The organism is Catonella sp. (assembly GCF_057250765.1).
In genome coordinates this window covers 31169-58077 of the sequence record NZ_DBHIEC010000017.1, presented here as the reverse complement: position 1 = coordinate 58077, position 26909 = coordinate 31169, and the positions used below count along the sequence as shown (strand labels likewise).

Sequence of the window (26909 nt, the reverse complement as noted above, 5' to 3'; positions counted from 1 at the left end):
AGCTACTACTATAGTCCTTTTACCATTTTCCAAGAGACTTGTGGCTCTTGCCAACTTTGTAATCAAAGAAGGCAGCACAGAAGAAAAGCACGTACTTCTTGATGAGCGTCTCCTTGTGTCCCCAAGTATAGCTATAGGCCAGTGCAAGATTAAGACTGTCTATATGGCAAATCAAGCCAGCAAAGCGTTTCTACAGTCGATAGCCGTCTTTGACAAATATACAGAAGAGGATAAGGACGAGATTAAAGCGGTGGAAAATGAACTGGATGAGCTTGAAGATGAGCTAAACGCTTATCTGATAAAGATATCGGGTACTGATGTCAGCGATACAGACGGTAAGAAGATAAATGGCATGCTTCACAGTATTGTCGACATAGAGAGAATCAGTGACTACGCCATGAGTATGATACTTCTTGCTGAGAATATGGATAAGACAAAGGTCAGCTTTTCAGAAGGCGCAAAGAAAGACATAGACGTGCTTAATAGAGCCGTTTCTGAAATTCTTGTTAATGCTGTGGAGTGTTACACAGGAGAGAACACAAAACTTGCTTCTACTGTGGAGCCACTTAAGAGTATAATAGACAAGCTGATACTTAATATGAGAAACAGACACGTGGCAAGGCTTCGTACAGGTGAATGTTCAGGGGAGCTTGGCGTAGTGCTTACTGACTATATCAATTACTGTGACAGAGTTGCGGGACATTGTTCCAACATCGCTATCAACGTAATCCAGTCCGGCAACATCATATTCAGCGAGCATGATTATCTTAGAGACCTTAGCGAGACTGAAAAGGCTGAGTACGAGAAGAATAGAAACATCTACAAGGAGAGATTTGCCCTTCCTGAATAACTATAAGTCTCAAAAAAGCTACAAAACCTGATTGGGTTCTGTAGCTTTTTTATGTAATACAAATGTCAAATAATTCATATGTAACTTGCCTGCACGAAGGTATTATCTTTTGCCTCTCTCATTCAACACTCTTTAGAGAGGTCGTCATATCTATTTTCTTTAGCATAAAGTACATGGCAAGGTTTACCAAAACCGAGAAACCTATGGTTATGAGGCTGCTTAAAATGTAGCTGTGAAGTCCTATATTCCTGCCAAACATCATAAGGTCTACCTCCACAGTGACTATCACGTATTGGTGGAGGATGGTGCCAAATACAACTCCCGCTATTATACCAAATATGGTCAGGATGATATTCTCCCTGTATACATAGGCAGCCACCTCACCATCATAGAAGCCAAGTACCTTGAGCGTAGCTATTTCCCTCTTTCTCTCCAGTACGTTTATACTGTTAAGGTTGTAGAGTACTACAAAGGCAAGAAGACCTGCTGCTGCAATTAGCACAAAGGTAACAAGGTCTAGTACCTTCAACATATTATCTATCTGTTCTTCAAGCTCATCCACAAAGCTTACTCCCGAACATCCTGAGTACGAGAGAAGCCTGCTTCCAAGGTCTCCTTCATCTACCTTAGACCTGTCAAACTTTATGTTTAAGGTATTGTAATCCGGCTCTTCTTTATATAATTTTTTATAAAGTTTTGGTGACATGAAAAGATAATGAAATACGTAGTTTTCAACTATTTTCTCAATCTTAACAGATACCTTCTTTTTCTCATCCCTTACGATATCTACACTGTCTCCCACCTTTACACCAAGCATCTTGGCTGTTTTCTCGGAAATGTATGCTCCGTCTCCGCTTGGAAAGCTATATTCTACTCCTGTAGTCCTATCTTTAAGAGTGAGAAAGTCCTTTATCTTCTTCGTATCCTCAGGTACAAAGAGATAGGTATTTCTCACCTTGTCTCCGTGAGTGAGGTCTACTGCAAAAAACTCTATCTTAATCTCCTCAGATACTCCCTTATATGAAGCAGCTGCTTTAGCCACCTCCTCCTTTTCTGCCTCAGTAGCCTTTGAATTGAGTGTAATACTTGCATCATAAGTAAATATCTTGATATACTGCTTCTTTGCTATCTCGTTGATAGAGTCTTTGAGTCCGAATCCCACGAGCAAAAGCCCCATACAGCCACCTATGCCGACTACTGTCATTACTAACCTTTTCTTGTATCGTGCAAGGTTTCTGACTGTTGACTTCCTTGTAAAGCTAAGGCCCTTCCAAATGAAGCCTATTCTCTCTAAAAACACCCTCCTGCCTGAGCTTGGTGGCAGAGGACGCATAAGTGAGGACGGATTTTCAAAAAGCTGTGAAAGTGCGGATATCAGGGTGGCAGCCACTGTACTTATTATAGCCGCTATTAGGGCTAAGAACGCCTGCTCATAGTTTATCGGTGTAAAGCAGTAAGGCAGGCCTCTAAACAACGTACCGTAGGACTTGATGATAAGAAGCGGCAAGAACCTCTCACCAAGTGCTACTCCTATAAGGCCTCCACTCACTGTAGCAAGCAGTGCATAGGCTATATATTTCCCCGCTATCGCAGAGCTCCTAAAGCCCAGAGCCTTGAGTATGCCCATACTCATACGGTTTTCATCCACCATTCTAGTCATAGCTGTAAGACTCACAAGGGCTGCAACAAGAAAGAAAATCACAGGAAATACATTGCCGAGGCTGTCCATTCTCTCTGCATTCTGCTTGAAGCTTACATAGCTCTCCATCATATCTCTATCAAGCACATAAAAGTCAGGCTCTTTTATGTCTGCTACATCTCTCCTTGCCTTGGCGAGCTTCTTCCTTCCCTTCTCCAGCTTCTTATTTACTGATGGGAGTTCCTTCTCATATTTCTTTTCTGCCTTTTCTACCTTCTTTTTGTTCTCATTAAGCTTTGCCCTAGCCTTCTCAAGCTTTGCCTTACCATCTGCTAATTTTCTCTCAGAGTCTGCTAACTTCTTCTCAGACTCTCTTATTTCTTTTCTTCCGGATTCAATCTCTTCCTTTTTCTCTTCAAGGGTTTGCCTGCCTTTTGCTATCTCCTCTTTACCGCTTTCTATCTCTGCCTTGGCTTTCGAAAGCTTTTTATCAGACTCTTTAATCTCAGCCCTTCCTGCGTCAAGCTTAACCTTGCTCGCTGCCAATGTCTTTTCACTCTCATCAATAACGGCTTTAGCTGTATCAAGGCTTACTTTGGCAGCCTCAAGCTTCTTCCCCTCTTCCTCAAGCTTAGCCTTAGCCTCAGGTGTAGCAAGTCCTGCCTGCTCCGCCATCTCAAGCTTTGCCTTTGCTTCTGTATAAGCCTTTATCCCTACTTCGTAGGATAAAAGATTCTCGTCATACTTGACTTTACCTAAGCTTAGCTTCTTAATCCCTGCTTCGTACTCTTTTTCACCCTTTGCAAGGTCTGCCTTAGCTTTTAAGAGCTTGACAAGTCCTTCATTGTAGTCTTCTTCACCCTTTTTAAGCTCTTTTTTCTTATCTTCTAATAGTTTTTCGGAAGAAGAAATCTTTTTCTCCCCATCCTTTAATTCTCTCTTTGCCTTTATAAGCTTATCTCTTCCGTCAAGGAGTCTTACTTCAGCATCTTTTAGCTTCTTTTCCTCCTTAGCTAACTTCTCCTCTCCTTCTTTTATCTTTTTCTTAGCATCATCTATCTTCTTTTTAGCATCACTTAGCTTCTTTTCTCCGTTAAGGAGCTTTACTTCTGCCTCTTTTAGCTTCTCCTCTGCTTCAAGCTTGACTTCTTCATATCTTCTGCTGTTTACCTTATCTTCAAGGGACTTAATTCCCTCCTTAATTACCTTTACCTTATCCTCATAAGCCTTTGAATAGGTCATAAGTCCTGTAGTTTCCTTGGCTTTCACATAGGCTTCTGTGTATACGTCTGACTTAAAGTTCTCCTCAGGTATAAGTAAAAATGCGTCAATAGAGCCGTCTCCCACTGAACTTGTTCCCCTGCCTCTTTCGAGGTAATAAGGCAGATGCCCAAATCCTGTTATGGTAAATGTGGTGTTTTTTAAGTCCTTAGACAGGTCAGAATCATCATCTGAAGAAACAGTTATCTTATCTCCTATCTTGTAGTCGGAAAACCAGGATATCTCCGTATCTACAAGGCATTCATCACTCTTATTTGGCAATCTTCCTTCGGTTATATAAGGCTCATTGACACCCTTTGTAAGTCCTATAAGCTTAAGTACTGCTTCCGCCTTTTTGGCACTTAGAACCACATCCTTTGTATGTGCTCCGGTTACGGACTCTACGCCATTTACCTTCCTTATGTCAGCAAGGTCGTCATCTGTAAGCCCTAGTGTACTAAGTACCTTAAAGTCCATAAGTGCAGTGTCGTCATAGTACCTGTCCGCCGATATCCTCATGTCGCTTCCTGATGAGCGCAGCCCGGCAAAAAAGGCTGTTCCAAGCATTACTATAAAAAAAATGGAAATAAAGCGGCCGAAGCCTCTCGCTATTTCCCTAAAAAAATCCACTATTAGTTTATTTTTCATATCTGCCTCGCAGTCTTACCACTCTATGTCATTTACCGAAACAGGGTTATTGTTTATCTCTGACGAGCTGACCCTGCCGTTTTTTATGTGAATTACCTTGTCTGCCATAGGTGTAAGAGCTGTGTTATGTGTAATTACAACTACAGTCATTCCCCTTTCCCTACAGGTATCCTGCAAGAGCTTAAGTATTTCTTTGCCTGTCACATAGTCAAGTGCTCCTGTCGGCTCGTCACAAAGAAGGAGCTTAGGATTCTTTGCCAAAGCCCTTGCTATAGCTACTCTCTGCTGTTCTCCGCCGGAGAGCTCAGCAGGAAAATTGTTCATCCTATGCGCAAGGCCGACCTCCTCAAGCACCACCTTGGCGTCCATAGGCTCTTTACATATCTGCAGTGCCAGCTCTACATTTTCAAGAGCTGTGAGATTTGCCATAAGGTTATAAAACTGAAATACAAAGCCCACATCCTCGCGCCTGTAAGAAATGAGCGCTCTGGGACGGAGTCTGCTTATATCTGTACCATCTACGGTGATGGAGCCTGAGGTAAGTGTATCCATCCCGCCGAGGATGTTAAGAACTGTAGTTTTCCCTGCACCGGAAGGTCCTACTATAATCACAAACTGCCCCTTATCAATGTCAAGAGTAACTCCGTCACAGGCATTTATCGTACTCTCCCCTACTTTATATGTCTTTACTACGTCTTTAAGGGAAATATAACCGGACATGGTGTCTCCTTTCTACCTTCTGCAATAACACTGACCACCGTTTTTCTTCATATCTGATTTGTTGCAATACATATTGGCATCTGCTTCTTTAAGGAGCTGTAACATAGTACAACCCTCTCTTCCACAGGCAGATGAATAGCCGTAAGCAAAGCTTAGGTTCATTCCCGGATTTGCTTCATTAAATTTATTCACATTGCCTTTAATTCGGTCAAATATCCTGTACAGGTTATTATCGCCTGCATCGTAGATTACGGCTGCAAACTCGTCTCCGCCATACCTTCCGATGAAGTCATTGCCTCTTACCGACCTCTTTAGGATGTCGGCAAAGCCCTTAATCAGCATATCTCCGGTAACGTGTCCCAATGTGTCATTTACCTTCTTTAGGCCGTTTAAGTCAAACATAACACAGCATACATTGTCTCCGACAACCTCTGTACCATTAAATACCTCTTCACAACGGCTCTTATTAGGAAGTCCGGTATGCGCATCAATATAGGCTTTTTTGCCCAGGTTCTGTGTCAGGTTCAAAAGGTTTTGCTTATCTGAGAAGTCTAAGATGACAAGACCTGTGATGCCTACAGCTACTGCCGCCAGTATTATCTCAAGTATACCCATTTGTGCAGCAAGGCTTTCTGAATAGTCTTCTGCCGCATATACTGTGGCATTGGCCATATCAAAATACTCTTCACTTTCTTTGATAACCTCATCTGTCAGCTTTTTCTTGTCTTCCCCTTTTGCCTGCTTTAAGTCTAGAATATCTTTGGATAGCTTTTCCCAGTACTGAGTTTGTATAGAAAGCTTCTCTCTAAAGTTTCTCTCTTCTATCTTAGGTATATTTAGTTCTTCACTGCCATTCCACATGCCATCAATTATTTTGTTGATTCTATCAAACAGCTCAGGGTCACTGCGCCCTACAAGTTCAAGCTTAACAATCCTCTGTGTGGCTCCTCTGGCATAGCCTGAGTAATTGATAAGCCTGCCTACCTTTGAAAATCTCTCTATGTAAAAAAGCATGAATAAAATCAAAATGATAAGTACAATCATAAGCGCCTTTTGCACTCTTTGCCTTAAAACATCTCCATTTATCTTCATATGAACCTCACCCAATTTCATTACCTTCATTTTACATCAAAATTACCCTTTTAACAATATATAAGATACAAGTGTCAAAAGTAAAAAATTCGATGCAAGCTTGCTTGCAAAAGAATTTATTATCTTAATTTTTTATTTTGTAATTTGTCACTAATTGTTCACTATTATGGTTTACAATAAGCATATATAAATTTATCGGATGATTATGCATGATTTTAAAGCTAAAAGGCTAATTTCAATATTAAAGATTTTGTGAGGGCGATTATGAACAATGAATTTGATACAAATGAAGGCAATGAGTTAATGGATGTCTTTAGTAAGAAGGAGAAGTCAAAGATTGAAAAGGCTATAAATAAGCTTAGCAACATTGACTTTAACGATATTTCCATAGAGGCTAAGGAGAAGATAATTGAACTTCTAAGGGAAAATACCCTGCCTGCAGAGAGGTTTTTTGCCAATTACCGCTGCGCTATTATGGAGGTAGAAACTAAGTTTAAGGTGCTTAATGAGGAATTTTCCCTGATGTATGACGGTAACCCTATTGAGACCATCAAGTCCAGGATAAAGAGCAATGAGAGTATCCTAAGGAAGGTAATAAGGCGTGAGCTTCCTTTTGATCTTGATGCTCTTGAGGAAAATCTTGATGATATCGCAGGTGTGAGAGTTATCTGCTCCTTTGTGGATGATATCTATAAGCTGGCTGACTGCTTTATGAGGCAGGATGATGTCACCCTTATCAAGATGAAGGACTATATTAAAAATCCTAAGCCTTCAGGCTATCGCAGTCTCCACCTAATAGTTGCTGTGCCTATCTTCCTTGAAAATGAGAAGAAGTCAGTAAAGGTGGAGGTTCAGCTTCGTACCATAGCCATGGACTTCTGGGCTTCTCTTGAACATAAGCTTAGATACAACAAAAAGATAGCTCCAGAGATGCTTGCTGAGCTTTCAAGAGAGCTTAGTGAATGTGCAACTGAAAGTGCAGAGCTTGACTTTAGGATGCAGAATGTAAAAAATACCTTCCTGGGTAAGAGTCTTCCAAGAAGAGCCTAAAAAGGTTCAATCTTGCAACCAATTCTCTAGGTAAGTACAAGGCTGCCGCTTCAAGACAACCAATATCCGTTATAGATGTTTTTCATAGATGACATCTATACTCTGTGAGGTTTTATCTTGTGCGACAGCCTTATTTATCTTTATTCTATATTTTAACTTACAATCTTTACTACCTTCTTCTTACTTTGAGAACATTACCTTTTCAGAGTCAAACATCTTGGTAAGCACCAATACTAAGACTCCTGTGTACACGATATTGGCAGCCACTGCTATAAGTACATCTATGTTTGAATACGAAAATGTAAATATCTTGTTCATGCAGAGAATGCTGTTGTATATCGGTAGTAAGAACATAGTTATCGGAGTTTCACTGTCTCCCTTGCTAAACATAGGCAGGAATGTCATTACCATAATTACCACCATAAGCGGAGATATGAGTGTAGTAGCCTCCTTCACGCTCTTTGCAAATGCTGAGAGCACTGATATCACTGCAACCATAAGAATGGTGGTTGATATGATGATGATGAAAAGGTACGCAAAGTCCTTAGCCCCATAAAATGCTGTATTTACGCCAGATTCCATGCCCTGATACATGGCAGGAAGGGATGCAAATGTACCTACAAAGCTTGAAACACCGGATAAAAAGGCGATTATACTAAGAGCAAGTATTTTGCCAAGGGCAAGTGCCTGCCTGCTCATAGGTGTTACAAGAAGGGTGGCTATGGTTCCTCTTTCCTTTTCTCCCGCTATGGACTCAGGTGCAACCGACATACAGCCTGACCATATGAAGATGATAAGGAGCATAGGAAGCAGGCTTCCAAAAAGCTTTCCAGTCATGTCCTCTTTGTTGGCAAGGTCGTAGCTTGTCTTTTCGTTTGCATTTACATCAAACTTGTTGCTAAGCTCGGTCTCATAGGCATCAAGGATATCGTAAACCTTTTTGTAGGAAGCCTGTGACTCCTCGTTAGCTGAGTTATAGTAAATCTCAACCTGAGGTGCAGCTCCCTCTCCTGTCTTATACTCTGCTACTTCCTTGTCAAAGTTTTCAGGGAAATTTATAGCCAGGTCGATGTCTTTGTCAGCAACCAGCTTTTTACTCTCGCCAATATCTCCCTCAACCTTTTTTACCTCAAACTGACTGCCCTCAAGCCTTGGGCTAATTGACTCAGGCAGGTTCTTTACATAAACCTTAGCCACATAGTTTGCATCCACTCCAAACTGATTTCTCATCATATTTCCCATGAAGGTATACATTATAAATATCATAAGTCCCGGAAGGATGATGGTGGTAAGGACAAGTCTCCTATCCTTAAAAAATCTTGCCATTTCTTTTCTGAAAATTGTATAAATATTATTCTTCACTTCCTACCACCTCCGAATATATATCAAAGAATCTGTCCTCTAAGCTCTTGCCTCCCTTTATCTCCTCAATGCCTCCACAGGCAGTAAGCTTTCCATCTATTATAATGGCTGCCCTGTCGCATATCTTCTCTATGAGGCTGAAAATATGCGAGGATATAACTATGGTCTTTCCTTCCTCTTTAAGCTCTACAAGGTAGTCTACTACAGTCTTTGCGGTGATTACATCGAGGCCGTTGGTAGGCTCGTCAAAGATGATGATTTCAGGATTGTGGACTATGGATATAACAAGGGAGAGCTTCTGCTTCATACCCTGTGAGAGGTCACCCACCTTTACCTCCGCGAACTTATCTATGCCAAATTTGCTAAAAAGCTTAGCCTTTCTCTCCTCTCTCTCCTTTGTTTCAACTCCGTGTAAATCAGAGAAAAAGTCAAAGAGATAGTTAGGTGTAAAGAAGTCCTCTATCTTTAACTCACTTGTAAGAAAGCCTATAGTCTCTCTTACTCCAAAGGGATTCTTTACTATGCTTTCACCATTTAGGATTGCATCTCCCGAGTCAGGCTTGATGAGGGTTGCAAGCATCCTCAGTGTGGTGGTCTTTCCTGCTCCATTTGGCCCCAAAAGTCCAAATATTTCACCTTTATTTACTGAAAATGAAATATCATCTACTGCCACCTTGACATTTTTCTTAGTCTTTTCAATCTTTTTTTGTTTGGCAGAGAGCTTGAAGGTCTTTCTCAGGTTGATAATCTTGATTATTTCTTCCATTACCGGCTTCTCCTTTCTGATAACGCCAAATTTTACCACATAAACCCAGAAAATTTCAAGCCCTAGTTTTCAAACTGGCTGTTGTAGAGGTCTGCATAGAAGCCTCTCTTTTCCATAAGTTCAGCGTGGTTTCCACTTTCTATAATGTCTCCATCCTTCATTACAAGGATGAGGTCGGCATTCTTGATAGTGGAAAGCCTGTGAGCAATAATGAAGGAAGTCCTGCCCACCATAAGCCTGTCCATGGCTCTTTGTATCTCTTCTTCCGTTCTTGTATCCACAGAACTTGTAGCCTCATCGAGGATGAGCATAGGAGCATTTTCAACCATTGCCCTTGCAATTGTAAGCAGCTGCTTCTGTCCTGCCGAGAGACTCACATTCTCATTAAGTATGGTTTCATAGCCCTCAGGCAGGGTTTTCACATAGCGGTGGAGTCCTACCGCCTTTGCCGCCTCCCTCACTTCCTCATCTGTCGCCTCTGTCTTGGCATATTTTATATTGTCCTTAATGCTTCCCTCAAAGAGCCAAGTATCCTGAAGCACCATACAGAAAGCCTCGTGCACTCCCGACCTCTTGAGCCCACTTATAGGCGTGCCGTCTATAATGATTTCACCCTCATTAAGCTCATAAAACTTCATAAGGAGGTTAATAAGTGTGGTCTTACCCGCACCTGTAGGCCCTACTATAGCTATCTTTTCACCTGATTTCACATCGGCAGAAAAGTTCTTTATTATTATTTTGTCAGGGTTGTAGCCAAACTTAACATTCTTAAAGCTTACATTTCCCTTTATATAATCGATATGGTCTTTTTTACCCTCCTCTTTGTCCATTTCAGTCTCTAAGAGGAAGCCAAATACTCTCTCACTTGCGGCTGCTGTGGACTGAAGACTTGTTCCAGCTTGGGCAAACTGTGAAAGTGGCTGGGTAAACAGTCTGATATAGAGCATAAATGCCACTATATCGCCTATATTGGCCATACTCTTCATAGTAAGTATCGCTCCTGCCACACAGACAGCCACGTAGCCAAGGTTTCCTACAAAGCCCATAAGAGGCATCATCATACCTGATAAGAACTGACTCTTCCACGCTGATGTATAAAGCTTCTCATTCATTCTATCAAATGCCTGCTTGGTCTTTGCCTCGTTGTTAAATGCTTTGACAATGAGGTGTCCTGTATAGGTTTCTTCTACATGTCCATTGACAAGTCCAAGCTCCTCCTGCTGCATGGCAAAGTATTTCTGGGATTTGCCCATAATTACCATCATAAGAACAAAGCCTACTATGGTAGAAAGTATGCCAACTACTGTCATTATCCAGTTGGTTATAAACATCATAATAAGACTTCCAAAGAACATAGTTATTGCCCCCACAAGGCTTGCCATGCTCTGGTTCATTGTCTGTCCTATGGTGTCTACATCATTGGTAATTCTTGAAAGTATGTCACCTATACTAGTTTTATCAAAGTACGATAGAGGAAGTCTGTTTATCTTCTTTGAAATGTCACTCCTAAGGCTCTTTGAAGTCTTTTGGGTCACATCAGCCATTATTATACCCTGAAGCAGGTTAAGTATGGCTCCTGCGCCGTACATAATGGCAAGGGTTAGAGCTATCTTAAACACAGCCTCTTTGTCTATCCATGTCATCACTCCTTCTGTAATAAGGTTGGTGATTTTCTTCATTTTATCCGGCCCTATTACATTTAATATTGTGCCTGCTGTCGAGAAAATGATGGCTATTATGATGGCAGGCATATATCGTTTTATATAGTTAAAAAGGTCTTTAACTGCCTTTTTAAAGTCTTTTGCCTTTTCTCCGGGCATCATCCCAGGTCCCGGACCAGGTCCCATTCTTCTATTCTTTCTCTCTGCCATTACAATTCCTCCTCTGAAAGCTGCGACATAGCGATTTCCTTGTATATAGGACAGGACTTAAGCAGTTCTTTATGTTTTCCCTGTCCTACAATCCGTCCTTCCTCTAACACAATAATAAGGTCAGCTTCCATAATCGTACCTATTCTCTGAGCCACTATTAGGCTGGTACTTCCCTTACTTCTCTCCCTTAGTTCCTTTCTTAGTATCTTATCTGTACGGTAATCAAGGGCAGAGAAAGAATCGTCAAAGATGAGGATTTCAGGCCTGTTATAAAGGCTTCTTGCTACGGAAAGTCTTTGCTTTTGTCCGCCTGATACATTGACAGCTCCTTGAGATATCTTTGACTTCACATTGTCGGTAAGTTTCTCCACAAACTCCTTGGCTTGTGAGATTTCTAGGGCTTCGTTTAGTCTTTCACTGTCAGGAATATCTGCTCCATAGCTTACATTTTCTTCTATTGTTCCACTAAAGAGAATAGCTTTTTGAGGTGCATAGCCTATCTTTTTCCTAAGTTCTGAGAGCTTGTATTTCTTTACATTGACACCGTCTACAAGGACCTCTCCACCTGTAACATCATAAAATCTTGGAATAAGGTTAATTAGGGTGGTCTTGCCACTTCCTGTAGCACCTATGAAGGCAACCATTTCTCCCTTATTTGCCTTGAAGTTTATATCACTTATTATATCATCTGCGGCATCAGGGTAGTGGAAGGATACATTTCTAAATTCTACAGTGCCTGTCTCTGAGGTATTCTCGCAGCCTTCTCCGTCCATTATCCTATTCTTTGTATCAAGAACTTCATTTATTCTTTTACTTGAAACAATGGCTCTAGGCAAGATTATGAAGGTGAAGGTAAGCATCATAAATGACATGATTACCTGCATAGCGTAGGAGGAGAACACTATCATATCTGAAAACAGGGTTATTTTATCCTGAAGGGCAGCCTTATCTATGAGATAAACTCCTATCCAGTATATAGAAAGGGTGAGTCCTGAGCTTATAAGAGTCATTGCAGGCGACATTAATGCCATTATTTTCTGGTTAAAGAGGTTCACAGATGTAAGCTCTTCATTTGCCTCTTCAAACTTGTCTTCTTGGTACTTTTCTGCATTGTATGCACGAACCACTCTTACACCGCTTAAGTTTTCTCTTGCAACCCTGTTAATATTATCTGTAAGAGTCTGCATCTTCTGAAAGCCAGGAACAACCAGTACAAAGACAATGGCTATAAGAACCAGCAAAAATGCAACAGCTACTCCTGTCGCTGCCGACCACATTAAGTTCTTGTTAATTATCTTGGATATAGCCCAGACAGCCATTATAGGCGCTCTCACACTTGCCTGCAAACCAATGGCTATTACCATCTGTACCTGTGATATGTCATTGGTGGAGCGGGTAATGAGGCTTGCGGTAGAGAATTTACCCATTTCTTCCATGGAGAATGAGATAACCTTGTCATACACCGCTTCTCTAAGCCTTTTTGATAGTCCTGCTGCCACCTGTGCCACAAAATATCCCACCACAAACATGGCTGCCATACTTAAGAGGGCACAGGCAAGCATCTTCATGCCTGCCCACACAACAGAGCTAAGTGCACTGTCCGGTGTCTGTATAAGCCTTGTTATCTCTGCCATATAGTCTGGAAGCCTAAGGTCAAGCCACACCTGAAATACGATGAAGCAAAGGCTGATACAGACAAAGAGCCAATCCTTCTTCCTTAGATACCTAAATAATTTAATCATTTCATTTCCTCCAGGTTAAGGGTTTTGTTTACTCTAAAATAAATGTTATACTATTGTACACCATTATTTTTTGATTTGTCACGATTAATTTTTTACTTATCTTATCAAATTATCATATATTTCTCATTTTTTGATTTTCCCAAAAAAAAGACAGCCTTTAAGACTGTCCTTGTACTTAAAAATTACTAGGTGTATACCTTACTGTAATAATGTGAACTTCATTTTTCATTTTAACAACGCGATAAATAATAGTGTAGTTCTTATAAAAAATCTGCCGATACCCTTGATTTGCGTAGGCTCCAATACGCCTTATTGCACCACGTTCCGGCTGCTCTTCTAAACTAAAAATAGACTTCTCCAATCCCTCAACTATTTCCATTGCTGTTGATGGTTCCAAAAGTTCTTCAGCAATATATTTGTAAATCAGCTCCAAATCCTGATATGCTCTCGAATAGATTTTAACAGAGTATTTATTCAAAATATTTTCTCCTTAATGAACTTAGAGCTTCTCTCGCATCAATTAGCACTCCACCTTCAGCAAATTCTTTCTCAGCTTCACTTATCGCATTGTCTGCCTGTGATGTTTCAAGCATTGCATCATATGTTTCAATACTCATAACCACCAAATCACCATATCCATTCTTGGTTATAAAAACAGGCTCATTTTTTTTATGACAAATTTCTGAGATTGCTGTGGTATCTCTCAAATCTGTTATTGGTCTTATTTGTGGCATAGCTCTCTCCTTTTTTTGTATGCTATTATAGCATAATTATGTACAAAATGTCAATGACTATCCTCCCACAGCCTCACTCCGGTCTTTAGCCTGTTAAGCCCATCTATGAGGTTCTTTTTGGTGCAGGCTATATTCATCCTAACAAAGCCCTGACCTGATTTACCATATTCCCTGCCATCTGTAAGATAAAGCCCCGTAGTAAGCCTAAGCTCCTTGGCAAAGCCCTTGCCTTCGTTTTTAAGTCCTCTTACATCCAGCCAGAATAAATAAGTTGCTTCCTTTTCCACTACCTTTATTTCAGGGATTTCCTTAGCTATAAAGTCTAGTACCATCTTCCTGCTGTCATCGAGGTATTCATTAAGGCTGTCAAGCCATTCTCCTCCACCCGTATAGGCTGCAATAGCCGCATCTATAGCAAATGCATTAGGCTCAGCCACCTCATCCGTATTAAGCCCTCTGTTTACCTTGTTTCTAAGAATCTCATTTGGCACAGACACCGCTGCTGTATGAAGGCCTGCTATATTAAAGGCTTTACCGGGACTTAGGCAGGTTACGCTTATCTCTCTTGCAGTCTCAGACACACTTGCAAATGGTACATACTTCTTCTTGTTTACTGTAAGGTCGCAATGAACCTCATCAGATATTACAGTTACACCGTATTTCTTACACAGTTCTGCTACCCTTATAAGCTCATCCCTAGTCCATATCCTTCCCCCCGGATTCTGTGGATTGCAGAGTATCATCAGAGTAGTCTGGGGGTCAGAAAGGTCTTTTTCAAGCTGCACAAAGTCCATCTCATAGCGGTTACCCTTAAGCACCAAGGGGCTTTCAAGTGCAACCCTTCCGTTGTTAAGTATGGAGTTAAAAAATATGTTGTAGACTGGAGTCTGGATAAGTACCTTCTCTGCAGGAGTAGTTAGCTTTCTTACAAGGCTTGATATAGCAGGGACTACTCCTGTAGTATAAATTAGCCACTCCTTTTCCATAGTGAAATTATGTCTTTCTTTCCACCAACCAATGTAGGCCTCATACCATTCATCCGTTATCCCTGAATAGCCGAATACTCCATGCTTAACCCTGGCTTCAAGTGCCTTTCTTATTGCTGGCGCAGCCTCAAAGTCCATATCTGCCACCCACATAGGGAGTTCATTTTCTTCTACCTTCCACTTCTCAGCGTTGGTATTTCTCCTATCTATTTCTTTATCAAAGTTAAATGACTTTTCAATATGCATATTTACCCCCTTCTCCTAAGTTCGGTCTCCCTTCCTTCTCCTGAAATAAGCTCAACCTCTGCTAGAGTTACAGGCTTTGGAGCCTCTCCTTCAACTATAATCTTAGTGTCGGAAGGATTAATCTTATCTCCGTCCATTATAAGAGTTCCTATCTCCTTAGCCTTTATAATTCCTCCTTTTGGATTGAAGACACTGTCAATCTTCCCTGTGATTTCTACGTCTACAGTGGAATATTCAAAGGCAAGAGCTGTATTGACAAGCTTGCAGTTCTTCATAACGAGGTTTTCTATATAACAAAATCCCTGTAAGCTCTCTACTGTACAGTTAATTAGCGTTATATTCTTAGAATTCCAGCCAAAATACTCTCCGACTATAAATGAATCATAGATTACCACATCTTCAGTATTCCAGAAGCTGTCCTTTGAGAGCAGCCTGCAATTATGTACCTCTATATTTTTACCACCGTCAAAGCAATAATTGCCATATAGATTCATCCCGTCAAGGTAGACATTTTCACTGTTTAAACCAAAATAAGCACCCTTTGCCACTACATTTTCAAGCCTAATATTCTTACACATCCAAAAGGTTTCATTCGCATTCGGAATGGATACATTCTTTAAGTTTACACCATCACATCTACGAAATTCCTTTGGTGCTTCAATCATAGTATCCTCTATATTGATGTTTTTACCATACCAAATTCCGGACCTTGCCATCTCAAAAAATGTGGAGTCCTTCACCTTCACATCCTTAGCATACCAAAGCGGATACTTCCACTTAAACATTGTGTTTACAGCATTTATATTTTCACCATGTTTTAGTGGGGATTCTCCATCTGCAAATATAGTGCTGTCTATATCAAGATCTTTACCATGGAATAGTGCACGTTCTCCCGTGAGAAGCTCATTACTTATCTTATTCATTTATCCACCTTTCTTATGGTTGTTTATTTATCTTCATTTAAATAGTATGCAATAAAATTTTGAATAAGTAAATAGGCTGAAAGAATTTTTATCTACATGTCTGTCACCTGTGAATTCCCTTTTTGCAAAAAAAACCTCTCAGGTGTAATCCCTGAAAGGCCCTTGTTGGTTTATTTGTCTGTATATACGCTTGTATAGACATTCTTATATACCTTATACTTGCCAAATACTTTTCTCTCTTTTGTTTCGAAGTTAATCATATCAAGATAGCAGGTAGCATCTGTGGTGTCTGTTAAGCCGGCTTTTAGGTAAATACTTCTGCTCACATAGTTAATAGGTGCTCCTTGTGCATCGTAAAATACAATGAACACATTGCCGCTCGCAGGAATCTTACCTGTGTTCTTTGAGTTAACGGAAACAACTACCTGTTCCTCCGTCTGTGACTTGATACTATCTTTTACCTTAAGTTTCTTCTCTGCGTTGGTATAAGTATAAGCCGGTGACCTTGATATCCTTACCATCTGCATGCTCGTCTTTGTAACATCAGGGTCAAATGCACTGGCATTAAATACTATCTTTGCATAACTCTTTTTATTTGGCATGAGTGAATATACAGATGCCACTTCCGACAAATACTCAGTACCATCTGTACCCTTTAGAGAATATTTGAATTTGCCATCTTGAAATATTGCATCAGTCTTATTGGTAACTTCTACAAGGATTTCTCCCTTGCCAATCCTATAATATTTGTATTCAAATTTTGACTTCTTAACAGTTACATTGATTACTATTGTACCGGTCTGTGTTACGTAGGTTATCTTAGCTTTTCCTGCCTTTTTGGCTTCAAAAACAACCTTCTTATTATTGTTTTTTCCCTTTGATGTCTTAACTACCGAATTGTTGGTATTTTTAATGCTTTTAACTTGCGAGAAGTCTGTTGACTCATAGGCTTCACCAACGTACATAACTACTGTCTGAACTCTTCCTGTTCTTGCGGCACTGGCAATTATGGGTGATACTGTAGTCCCTGCAATTACAAATACCAAAATGAAAAGCAACAAGTTTTTTGATAGATTTTTCATAAGTGTCCTCCGTTTGTTTAATTTTATCACAAATATAATTATATCCAATTTCATAAATTTATCAACTTGTCATTACCTGATGAAGGTCTAATATACCTATTTTATTCTTTGTATTTTAGTGCTTGTTTAGATGCTTAACTACATACGACGAATTATTTTACAATAGAAAGGTCCTTTGCGTTTCCGCAAAGGACCTTCCCCTTGTGTATGTGGAAAATATCTACACAACAATGTTCATCAGGCTGCATCTGTTTGCTTTCTGCTTAGGATTATTCGTTCTCTTTCTTCTTAAACATCATCAAGCCTGCTAAGAGAAGCAGTACGCAACCATTTGCATAGAATACCATATCATCGGCACTTCCTGTATTAGGAAGTCCCTTAGGTGGATTATCATCACCAACCTCAATGTTAGGATTCTTGCCCTTTGGCTTCTTACTCTTTACCACTGAACCCTTTGGTGTATCTCCATCATCTACTATAACAACGTCTCCAGGATTATTAGGTTTCTTTGGATCTGGTGTGCTTACAGCAGGACGAGTTGGAACTCCTTTTGGTGTTGGGTCCGGTTCTACAGGTACCTGTGGTTCAAATGGGTTCGGATTCTGTGGATCCTGTGGAATCTGAGGATCAGGGAAGACTGGTGTAGGTGGTATTACAGGGATGTCAGGTGTATATGGCTTCTCTTTGTTGAGAATCACGAATCCATCCTGAGTATTTCCTGTTATTGTCTTAGTATATCCGCTTATGTCTTCTTCATCTACACTGTAATCTATTACCTTACCTGTTTCATCATACTTAGGAAGTGCGAACTCTGTAGTCCAGGTAGTAGCATCTCCTGAAGCAACAGCTGCCTTTGTTACAACTCTGGTTGCAACAACCTTATCGCCATCCTTGATGTTAAGTGTAATGAATGCTCCTACAGATCCATCCCACTTCTTTGTTACCTTAACAATTCCGTTCTCTGAGTTGGTAATTGTGATGTTGCCATCATTGTTGTCAATTACCTGCTTTGTATAGTTAGCTACATCCTGCTCATCCACGGTATACTTAATCTCGTGTCCAAGTCCGTCATACTTAGGATATGTGCCAAATGCAACTTCCCAGGTGTTAGTTGTGCCAGCCTTAATAGCTGATGCTGTCACTGTCTTTGTCTCAAGAACTGTATCACCACGCTTGAGGGAAACAGTAATCTCATCGCCTACCTTACCATACCACTTCTTTGTTACCTTGTATGATACCATCTCTGTGTTGGTAATCGTTACACCACCACACTCAACATCGCCTATTGTCTTGCCATAGTTAGGTATGTTTTCTTCATCAACACTGTAGGTAATCTTTCTACCGTTAGAGTCGAATCTGTCAAGCTCAACAGGTATTTCCCATACAATTATGTTCTGGTTATCAAAGAGATACTTTCTGGTAATGTCAGCGTCTGTCTTATAAACAGTTCTAACATAGAGTTCTTTTCCGGTCTCAGCATCTTTAATGCGGATGGTAATCTTATCGCCTTCTGCACCTACCCACTTCTTAATAACCTTGAAGTGTTCGCATCCGGTCTCAGTATTGGTAACTGTGAAACCAAGGTTCTGATCACCTTCTACTGTTGTGGTATATCCGGATATAGCAGCCTCTGTTACTGTATACACAATCTCTTCTCCGGCTACATTGTACTTAGGTAACTCATCAAATGTCATCTCCCAAGTATTAAGATCGCCGTTCTTAATTGCGGAAGCAGTTACTGTCTTTGTTGCATAAGGGATGTCACCATTCAGTACAGATACGGTTATCTCGCCTGCAACCTTGCCAAGCCACCTCTTGTCTACTCTGATCTTAATCTTTTCGTCATTTGGCTTCTCAGTATTGGTAATTACGAAACCTTCAGTCTGATTTCCGCTTATCTCAGTTGTGTAGCCTTCTACTTCAGCCTCTACAACTGTATAAACTATTTCGTTATGGTCAGCATCATACTTAGGTGCTTCAAATTCTAACTCCCAAGTATTAGGATCGCCGTTTACTGCCGCTGATGCATCTACTGTCTTAACCTGAACAACCTGTGTGCCATTCATTAAGGATACGGTGATCTTCTCACCTACCTTACCAAGCCACTTCTTGTCTACCTTAACTTTTACTGTCTCATCATTAGGTGTTGGATTCTCTGAGTTGGTAATTACGAAACCATCATTCTGATTTCCAACTATATCAGTTGTATAACCTACTAATGCAGCCTCTGCAACTGTGTAAGTTATCTCATTACCATCTTTGTCGTACTTAGGTGCTTCAAATGTAATCTCCCAAGTATTCTCATCGCCATCCTTAGCCGCTGATGCATTTACTGTCTTTTCTTCAACAACGCTTGCACCATTCATTAAGTAAACAGTTATCTCATCTGCTACCTTACCAAGCCACTTCTTGTCAACCTTAATGGTTATCTTTTCGTCGTGTGGTGTTGGGTTCTCTGTGTTGGTAATTACGAAACCATCATTCTGATTTCCTGTTATCTCTGTTAGGTATCCGTCTAATGCCTTCTCCATTACAGTGTAAACAATTTCCTTACCATCGGCATCGAACTTAGGTGCTTCAAAAGTGAACTCCCAGTTATTCTGGTCGCCGTCTTTTGCAGCTGATGCATTTACTGTCTGTGCCTGAACAATGTCTGTGCCATTCATTAAGAATACAGTAATCTCTTCGCTTACCTTACCTACCCACTGCTTGTTGACTTTAATTACAACCTTCTCGTCATTAGGAGTTGGGTTCTCTTTGTTGATAATTGTGAAGCTTCCGTCGTTGTTATTGATTATCTGCTTCTCGTAGTTAGCAACATCCTGCTCATCCACGGTGTACTTAATTTCGTGTCCAAATTCATCGTACTTAGGAACCGGACTAAATGATACTTCCCAAGTGTCTTCTGTTCCGGCTACGAGAGCTGCTCCAGTTATTGTCTTGGTTTCAAGAACTGTATCACCAAGCTTAAATGAAACTGTAATCTCATCGCCTACCTTACCAATCCATTTCTTAAGAACCTTGTAAGATACAAGCTCTGTATTGGTAATTGTTACGCCAGACTCAGTATCTACTATTGACTTGCAGTAGTTAGGTACGTTTTCCTCATCAACACTGTAGGTGATTACTCTACCTTCAGAATCAAATGCGTCAAGTTCAACAGGTACTTCCCAAACTGTTACGTTAGGGTTTGCTGGGTCTGTAATTCTCTTGAGGTCAGCATCTGTCTTGTAAATAGTTCTTACGTAGAGCTCTTCTCCTGAATTAGCGTCTTTAATGCGAACAGTAATCTTATCGCCTTCAGCACCAATCCATTTCTTTGTGATCTTGAAGATCTTCTTGCCGCTCTCTGTATTGGTAATTGTGAAGCCATCTTTCTGGTTTCCACTTACCTTTGCTGTATAGCCAGCTATTGCTGACTCTGTTACTGTATAAACAATTTCCTCACCAGCCGCATTGTACTTAGGTGCCTCAAATGAAACTTCCCAGGTATTTGCCTCGCCAGCCTTAGCTGCTGATGCATTTACTGTCTTTGTTGCATAAGGTATGTCGCCGTTCATTAAGGAAAGAGTAATTTCATCAGCAACTTTTCCAAGCCACTTCTTATCTACCTTAATCTTAACTTTTTCAGTGTCTTTATTGAAAACGGTGAAGCCATCATTCTGGTTTCCGCTTACACTTGCCTCATAGCCTGCGATTGCTGACTCTGTTACGGTGTATGCAATCTCATTGCCTGCTGCATCGTACTTAGGTGCTTCAAATGAAACTTCCCAAGTCTTAGCATCGTTAGCCTTTGCTGAAGCTGCATCTACTGTCTTAGATTCAACAACATTAGAGCCATTCATAAGTGAAAGGGTTACCTTTTCAGCTACCTTACCAAGCCACTTCTTATCTACCTTAATCTTAACCTTTTCGTTGCTTGTATTAGTTACTGTAAAGCCTGCTTCCTGATTTCCGCTAACCTCTGCTGTATAGCCTTCAATTGCTGCCTCAGTTACTGTATAAACTACCGCCTTGCCATCCTTGCCGTACTTAGGTGCTTCAAATGAAACTTCCCAAGTCTTAGCATCGTTAGCCTTAGCTGACGTAGCATCTACTGTCTTTGTATCAACAACTGTTTCGCCATTCATTAAGGAAAGGGTTATCTGGTTAGCTGCCTTACCAAGCCACTTCTTGTCTACCTTAATCTTAACCTTTTCGTCGCTTGTGTTAGTAATTGTAAAGCCTGCTTCCTGACTTCCGCTAACCTCTGCTGTATAGCCTGCAATTGCTGCCTCAGTAACTGTATAAGCTACCACTCTGCCATCCTTGCCATACTTAGGTGCTTCAAATGAAACTTCCCAGGTATTAGCATCGTCTGACTTAGCTGACGCTGCATCTACAGTCTTTGTTTCAACAACCTTTGTGCCATCCATTAAGGAAACGGTTATCTGGTTACCTACCTTACCAATCCACTTCTTGTCTACCTTAACCTTTACCTTTTCGGTATTAGTAATAGTAAAGCTTCCGTCGTGATTATCGGTAATTTCTTTGTCGTAGTTAGCTACATTCTCCTCATCAACAGTATAGTTAATAAGGTGTCCGAACGCGTCATACTTTGGAACCGGCTTGAATGTAACTTCCCAAGTATCGTTTGTATTAGCTGTAAGATCCGCACTTGTTACCTTCTTAGTTTCAACAATCTTGTCTCCACTCTTAAGTACAACCGTAATCTCACTGCCTACCTGTCCAACCCACTTCTTAATTGCCTTGTAGGAAATTTCCTCAGTATTTGTAATAACGAAGTTATTTTCGCTGCTTACGATAGTCTTACCGTAGTTAGGAACGTTCTCTTCATCAACACTGTAGGTTATCTTTCTTCCTACTGAGTCAAACTTATCAAGTTCAACAGGTACTTCCCAAACTGTTACATTAGGGTTAGTTGGATCTGTAATTCTTACTAAATCAGCGTCAGTCTTAGTGATAGTTCTTACAAGGAGTTCAGCTCCTGTATCAGCGTCCTTAATGCGAACTGTAATCTTCTCGCCTTCAGCACCGATCCACTTCTTAATAACCTTGAACTTCTCTGTTCCGGACTGGGTATTGGTAATTGTGAAGCCATTATTCTGATCTCCGCTTACCGCTGCCTTATATCCGGATATAGCTGACTCTGTTACTGTATAAGCTATTTCTTCGCCAAGTGCATTGTACTTAGGTGCTTCAAATGTAACTTCCCAAGTCTTGTCATCACCTGACTTAGCTGACGCGGCATCAACTGTCTTGGTTGCATAAGGTATAGAACCGTTCATTAAGGAAATAGTTACCTGATCAGCAACTCCTCCGAGCCACTTCTTATCTACCTTAATCTTAACCTTTTCAGTATCCTTATTGGTAATTGTGAAACCATTATTCTGGTTTCCGCTTACTGCTGCTTCATAGCCTGCGATTGCTGACTCTGTTACTGTGTAAGCTATTTCATTACCTGCTGCGTCATACTTAGGTGCTTCAAATGAAACTTCCCAAGTCTTAGCATCGCCGTTCTTTGCTGACGTAGCATCTACTGTCTTAGATTCAACAACGTTTGTGCCATTCATAAGTGATACGGTTATCTGGTTTGCTACCTTACCAAGCCACTTCTTGTCTACCTTAACCTTAACCTTTTCAGTATTGGTATTGGTAATTGTAAAGCCCGCTTCCTGATTTCCGCTTACTGCTGCTTCATAGCCTGCGATTGCTGACTCTGTTACTGTATAAACAACTGCCTTGCCATCCTTGCCATACTTAGGTGCTTCAAATGAAACTTCCCAAGTATTAGCTTCTCCAGCCTTAGCTGAAGCTACATCTACTGTCTTTGACTCAACAATCTCTGTACCATTCATTAAGGCTACGGTTATCTGGTTAGCTGCCTTACCAAGCCACTTCTTGTCAACCTTAATCTTAACCTTTTCAGTGTCTCTATTGGTAATGGTGAAGCCTTCTGCCTGATTTCCGCTTACCTCTGCTTCATAGCCTGCGATTGCTGACTCTGTTACTGTGTAAACAATTGCCTTGCCATCTTTGCCATACTTAGGTGCTTCGAATGAAACTTTCCAAGTGCTGGCGTCGCCTGACTTAGCTACTGTCTTCTCTTCAACAACCTGTGTACCATTCATTAACTTAATAGTTACACTGTCAGCTACCTTACCAAGCCACTTCTTATCAACTCTAATTACAGTCTTTTCGGTGTTAGTAATAGTGAAGCTTCCGTCGTTGTTGTTTGTTACTTCTTTTTCATAGTTAGCTACATTCTGCTCATCCACTGTGTAGTTAATAAGGTGTCCGAAAGTATCATACTTTGGAACTGGCTTGAATGTAACTTCCCAAGTATCGTTTGTACCAGCCTTGAGATCTGCACTTGTTACCTTCTTAGTTTCAATAATTCTATCTCCACTCTTAAGTACAACTGTAATCTCACTGCCTATCTGTCCAACCCACTTCTTGTCAACCTTGAAGGAAACTTCCTCAGTGTTAGTAATAACGAAGTTATTTTCGCTGCTTACGATAGTCTTGCCGTAGTTAGGAACATTCTCTTCATCAACACTGTAGGTTATCTTTCTACCTACTGAATCGAACTTGTCAAGTTCAACAGGTACTTCCCAAATTGTAACGTTAGGGTTAGCAGGATCTGTAATTCTTACAAGATCAGCGTCAGTCTTAGTGATAGTTCTTACAAGGAGTTCAGCACCTGTATCAGCGTCTTTGATGCGAACTGTAATCTTCTCGCCTTCAGCACCAATCCACTTCTTAATAACCTTGAACTTCTCTGTTCCGGTCTGGGTATTGGTAATTGTGAAACCGTTGTTCTGGTTACCGCTTACGGCTGCCTTATATCCGGAAACTGCTGACTCTGTTACTGTATAAGCTATTTCTTCGCCAAGTGCATTGTACTTAGGTGCTTCAAATGTAACTTCCCAAGTCTTAGCATCGCCGCTCTTTGCTGCTGATGCGTTAATTGTCTTTGTTGCATAAGGTACGTTGCCGTTCATTAAGGAGATAGTTACCTGATCTGCTACTCCTCCAAGCCACTTCTTATCAACCTTTATCTTAACCTTTTCGGTATCCTTGTTGACAATAGTAAATCCTGTAGCCTGATTTCCGCTTACCTTAGCTTCATAGCCTGCGATTGCTGACTCTGTTACTGTGTAAGCTATCTCGTTACCTGCTGCATCATACTTAGGTGCTTCAAATGAAACTTCCCAGGTCTTTGCTTCGCCTGACTTAGCTGACGCCGCATTTACTGTCTTAGATTCAACAACGTTAGCGCCATTCATAAGGGATACGGTTATCTCGTTAGCTACCTTACCAAGCCACTTCTTGTCAACTTTAATCTTAACCTTTTCGTTGTCTCTGTTGGTAATTGTAAAGCCTGTAGCCTGATTTCCGCTTACCTCAGCTGTATAGCCTGCGATTGCTGACTCTGTTACTGTGTAAACTGCTTCCTTACCGTCGTTGCCATACTTAGGTGCTTCAAATTCTACTTCCCAAGTCTTAGCATCGCCGTTCTTAGCAGATGCTGCATCTACTGTCTTAGCCTCAACAACTTCAGTACCATTCATTAAGGATACGGTTATCTGGTTAGCTACCTTACCAAGCCACTTCTTGTCAACCTTAACTTTAACTTTTTCAGTGTCTTTATTGGTAATGGTGAAGCCTTCTGCCTGATTTCCACTTACCTTAGCTTCGTAGCCTGCGATTGCTGACTCTGTTACTGTATAAGCTATTTCTTTTCCTGCTTCATCGTACTTAGCAGCATCAAAAGATACTTCCCAAGTAGTTGCATCGTTTGCCTTAGCTGCTGATGCGTTAACTGTCTTTGACTCAACAACTCTGTTACCGTTCATAAGAGATACGGTTATATGGTTGGCTACCTTACCAAGCCACTTCTTGTCAACCTTAATCTTAACCTTTTCAGTGTCTCTATTGGTGATGGTGAAGCCATCCTTCTGATTTCCGCTTACATTTGACTCGTAACCTGATATTGCTGACTCTTTAACTGTATAAACAATCTCTTCGCCATTAGCGCCGTACTTAGGTGCTTCAAATGTAACTTCCCAAGTCTTAGCATCGCCCTGTTTAGCGGATGTTGCATCTACTGTCTTCTCTTCAACAACTACTGTTCCATTCATTAAGGAAATGGTTATCTGGTTTGCTACCTTACCAAGCCACTTCTTGTCAACCTTAATCTTAACCTTTTCAGTGTCCTTATTGGTAATTGTAAAGCCTGCATCCTGATTTCCACTAACCTCAGCCTTATAGCCTTCAATTGCTGACTCTGTTACTGTATAAACAACTTCATTACCGTCCTTGCCGTACTTAGGTGCTTCAAATGTAACTTCCCAAGTCTTAGCATTTCCGATCTTAGCTGACGTCGCGTCTACTGTCTTAGTATCAACAACCTCAGTACCGTTCATAAGCTTAACGGTAATCTCTGAACCTACCTTACCAAGCCACTTCTTGTCAACTCTGATCTTAACCTTTTCAGTGTCTGTATTGGTAATAACAAATCCATCATTCTGATTTCCGCTAACCTCAGCCTTATAGCCTGCGATTGCTGCTTCTGTTACTGTGTAAACTATAGCGTTGCCGTCTTTGCCATACTTAGGTGCTTCAAATGAAACTTCCCAGGTCTTAGCATCGCCAGACTTAACTACTGTCTTCTCTTCAACAACTTCTGTACCATTCATTAACTTAATGGTTACGCTGCCTGCTACCTTACCAAGCCACTTCTTATCTACTCTAATCTGAGTCTTTTCATTATTGGTAATGGTGAAGCTTCCGTCGTTGTTATTGGTTATTTCTTTTACATAGCCGTCTACATTCTGCTCATCAACAGTATAGTTGATTGTATGTCCTAAGCTATCATACTTTGGAACTGCCTTGAATGTAGCTTCCCATGTGTTGTTTGTTCCAGCCTTTAGATCAGCGCTTGTAAGCTTCTTAGTTTCAAGAACCTTATCTCCGCTCTTAAGGGAAATAACTACCTCGTTACCTACCTTACCAAGCCACTTCTTAGTTACCTTGAAGGAAACTTCTTCTGTGTTGGTAATGGTGAAACCATCATTGCTCTTAACAACTGTCTTACCATAGTTAGGTAATTTCTCTTCGTCAACGCTGTAGGTAATCTTTCTTCCTACAGAATCGAACTTGTCAAGCTCAACAGGTACTTCCCAAATTGTAACGTTAGGGTTAGAAGGATCTGTTATTCTCTTAAGGTCAGCATCTGTCTTAGTGATAGTTCTAACCAAAAGTTCAGCTCCTGTATCAGCATCTTTGATGCGTACAGTAATCTTGTCACCTTCTGCTCCAATCCATCTCTTGATAACCTTGAACTTCTCTGTACCGGTCTGGGTATTGGTAATTGTGAAGCCGTTCTTCTGGTTTCCGCTTACCGCTGCCTTATATCCGGATATAGCTGTCTCAGTTACTGTATAAACAATCTCTTCGCCAAGTGCATTATACTTAGGAGCTTCAAATTCAACTTCCCAAGTCTTAGCATCGCCCTGCTTAGCTGCTGATGCATTAACTGTCTTAGTAGCATAAGGAATTGTACCATTAAGTAATGAAATAGTTACCTGATCTGCTACTCCTCCAAGCCACTTCTTATCAACCTTAATCTTAACCTTTTCGGTATCCTTGTTGATAATTGTAAATCCTATCTTCTGATTTCCGCTTACACTTGTGTCATAGCCTGCTACCGCTGACTCAACTACTGTATAAGTTATCTCATTGCCTTCTGCATCGTACTTGTCTGCTTCAAAAGAAACTTCCCAAGTCTTTGCATCATTAGCCTTAGCTGATGTGGCGTCTACTGTCTTCTCTTCAACAACCTGACTACCGTTCATTAACTTAAGTGTAATCCTGTCGCCTACCTTACCAAGCCACTTCTTGTTAACATTAATCTTAACCTTTTCAGTGTCTCT

Annotated in this window: 15 protein-coding genes; 2 read left to right on the top strand and 13 right to left on the bottom strand. The window is 40.8% G+C overall.

Translation table 11 applies throughout. The features are described from left to right. The coding region (locus ACO6HM_RS09465) for a PhoU domain-containing protein (protein WP_485390801.1) at positions 1-850 on the top strand (850 nt) is incomplete at its 5' end. A gap of 118 nt (positions 851-968) precedes the next feature. Here the strand turns inward: ACO6HM_RS09465 and ACO6HM_RS09460 are convergent. Genes ACO6HM_RS09460 through ACO6HM_RS09450 form a run of 3 tightly spaced genes read right to left on the bottom strand, consistent with a single transcriptional unit; the run spans position 969 to position 6209 of the window. Then, on the bottom strand, positions 969-4397 hold the full coding sequence (locus ACO6HM_RS09460; protein WP_485390800.1) for an FtsX-like permease family protein: 3429 nt from the start codon (positions 4395-4397) through the stop codon (positions 969-971). Between the two features lie 15 nt (positions 4398-4412). Beyond that, positions 4413-5117, bottom strand: coding sequence for an ABC transporter ATP-binding protein (locus tag ACO6HM_RS09455; protein WP_485390799.1), 705 nt, complete (start codon positions 5115-5117; stop codon positions 4413-4415). A 12-nt stretch (positions 5118-5129) separates the two neighbouring features. Next, positions 5130-6209, bottom strand: coding sequence for a GGDEF domain-containing protein (locus ACO6HM_RS09450; RefSeq protein ID WP_485390798.1), 1080 nt, complete (start codon positions 6207-6209; stop codon positions 5130-5132). Between the two features lie 264 nt (positions 6210-6473). Between ACO6HM_RS09450 and ACO6HM_RS09445 the strand changes: the two genes are divergently transcribed. Further along, positions 6474-7259 carry a GTP pyrophosphokinase gene (locus tag ACO6HM_RS09445; RefSeq protein WP_485390797.1) on the top strand — a complete coding sequence of 262 codons (786 nt, stop codon included), beginning with the start codon at positions 6474-6476 and terminating at the stop codon, positions 7257-7259. A 180-nt stretch (positions 7260-7439) separates the two neighbouring features. Here ACO6HM_RS09445 and ACO6HM_RS09440 read toward each other — a convergent pair whose 3' ends face one another. From ACO6HM_RS09440 to ACO6HM_RS09395, 10 genes are all read right to left on the bottom strand, one after another. After that, positions 7440-8621 carry an ABC transporter permease gene (locus tag ACO6HM_RS09440; protein WP_485390796.1) on the bottom strand — a complete coding sequence of 394 codons (1182 nt, stop codon included), beginning with the start codon at positions 8619-8621 and terminating at the stop codon, positions 7440-7442. Next, on the bottom strand, positions 8611-9387 hold the full coding sequence (locus ACO6HM_RS09435; protein WP_485390795.1) for an ABC transporter ATP-binding protein: 777 nt from the start codon (positions 9385-9387) through the stop codon (positions 8611-8613). The genes ACO6HM_RS09440 and ACO6HM_RS09435 overlap by 11 nt, the downstream gene beginning before the upstream one ends. A gap of 62 nt (positions 9388-9449) precedes the next feature. Next, positions 9450-11258, bottom strand: a complete 1809-nt coding sequence (locus ACO6HM_RS09430) for an ABC transporter ATP-binding protein (RefSeq protein WP_485390794.1) — start codon at positions 11256-11258, stop codon at positions 9450-9452. Further along, positions 11258-13000, bottom strand: a complete 1743-nt coding sequence (locus ACO6HM_RS09425) for an ABC transporter ATP-binding protein (protein WP_485390793.1) — start codon at positions 12998-13000, stop codon at positions 11258-11260. Before ACO6HM_RS09425 ends, ACO6HM_RS09430 begins: the two co-directional genes overlap by 1 nt. A gap of 175 nt (positions 13001-13175) precedes the next feature. After that, positions 13176-13478, bottom strand: coding sequence for a type II toxin-antitoxin system RelE/ParE family toxin (locus ACO6HM_RS09420; protein WP_208429837.1), 303 nt, complete (start codon positions 13476-13478; stop codon positions 13176-13178). After that, complete coding sequence (locus tag ACO6HM_RS09415) at positions 13471-13734, bottom strand: type II toxin-antitoxin system prevent-host-death family antitoxin (protein ID WP_208429838.1); 264 nt, start codon at positions 13732-13734, stop codon at positions 13471-13473. The genes ACO6HM_RS09420 and ACO6HM_RS09415 overlap by 8 nt, the downstream gene beginning before the upstream one ends. Positions 13735-13784: 50 nt before the next feature. Continuing rightward, on the bottom strand, positions 13785-14966 hold the full coding sequence (locus ACO6HM_RS09410; RefSeq protein ID WP_485390792.1) for a MalY/PatB family protein: 1182 nt from the start codon (positions 14964-14966) through the stop codon (positions 13785-13787). A 2-nt stretch (positions 14967-14968) separates the two neighbouring features. Beyond that, positions 14969-15889, bottom strand: a complete 921-nt coding sequence (locus ACO6HM_RS09405; RefSeq protein ID WP_485390791.1) for a DUF3737 family protein — start codon at positions 15887-15889, stop codon at positions 14969-14971. A gap of 170 nt (positions 15890-16059) precedes the next feature. Beyond that, positions 16060-16971 (bottom strand): hypothetical protein, encoded by a 912-nt coding sequence (locus ACO6HM_RS09400; RefSeq protein WP_485390790.1) that lies wholly within the window; start codon positions 16969-16971, stop codon positions 16060-16062. A 269-nt stretch (positions 16972-17240) separates the two neighbouring features. Then, the gene (locus tag ACO6HM_RS09395) at positions 17241-26888 is read right to left on the bottom strand and encodes a Cna B-type domain-containing protein (protein WP_485390803.1); all 9648 of its coding nucleotides are present in this window, start codon (positions 26886-26888) and stop codon (positions 17241-17243) included. Between the last annotated feature and the right edge of the window lie 21 nt (positions 26889-26909).

Coding starts and splice junctions, on each gene's coding strand:
- ACO6HM_RS09460 (WP_485390800.1), bottom strand. CDS start 4,397: ATGAAAAATAAACTAATAGTGGATTTTTTTAGGGAAATAGCGAGAGGC.
- ACO6HM_RS09455 (WP_485390799.1), bottom strand. CDS start 5,117: ATGTCCGGTTATATTTCCCTTAAAGACGTAGTAAAGACATATAAAGTA.
- ACO6HM_RS09450 (WP_485390798.1), bottom strand. CDS start 6,209: ATGAAGATAAATGGAGATGTTTTAAGGCAAAGAGTGCAAAAGGCGCTT.
- ACO6HM_RS09445 (WP_485390797.1), top strand. CDS start 6,474: ATGAACAATGAATTTGATACAAATGAAGGCAATGAGTTAATGGATGTC.
- ACO6HM_RS09435 (WP_485390795.1), bottom strand. CDS start 9,387: ATGGAAGAAATAATCAAGATTATCAACCTGAGAAAGACCTTCAAGCTC.
- ACO6HM_RS09430 (WP_485390794.1), bottom strand. CDS start 11,258: ATGGCAGAGAGAAAGAATAGAAGAATGGGACCTGGTCCGGGACCTGGG.
- ACO6HM_RS09425 (WP_485390793.1), bottom strand. CDS start 13,000: ATGATTAAATTATTTAGGTATCTAAGGAAGAAGGATTGGCTCTTTGTC.
- ACO6HM_RS09415 (WP_208429838.1), bottom strand. CDS start 13,734: ATGCCACAAATAAGACCAATAACAGATTTGAGAGATACCACAGCAATC.
- ACO6HM_RS09410 (WP_485390792.1), bottom strand. CDS start 14,966: ATGCATATTGAAAAGTCATTTAACTTTGATAAAGAAATAGATAGGAGA.
- ACO6HM_RS09405 (WP_485390791.1), bottom strand. CDS start 15,889: ATGAATAAGATAAGTAATGAGCTTCTCACGGGAGAACGTGCACTATTC.
- ACO6HM_RS09400 (WP_485390790.1), bottom strand. CDS start 16,971: ATGAAAAATCTATCAAAAAACTTGTTGCTTTTCATTTTGGTATTTGTA.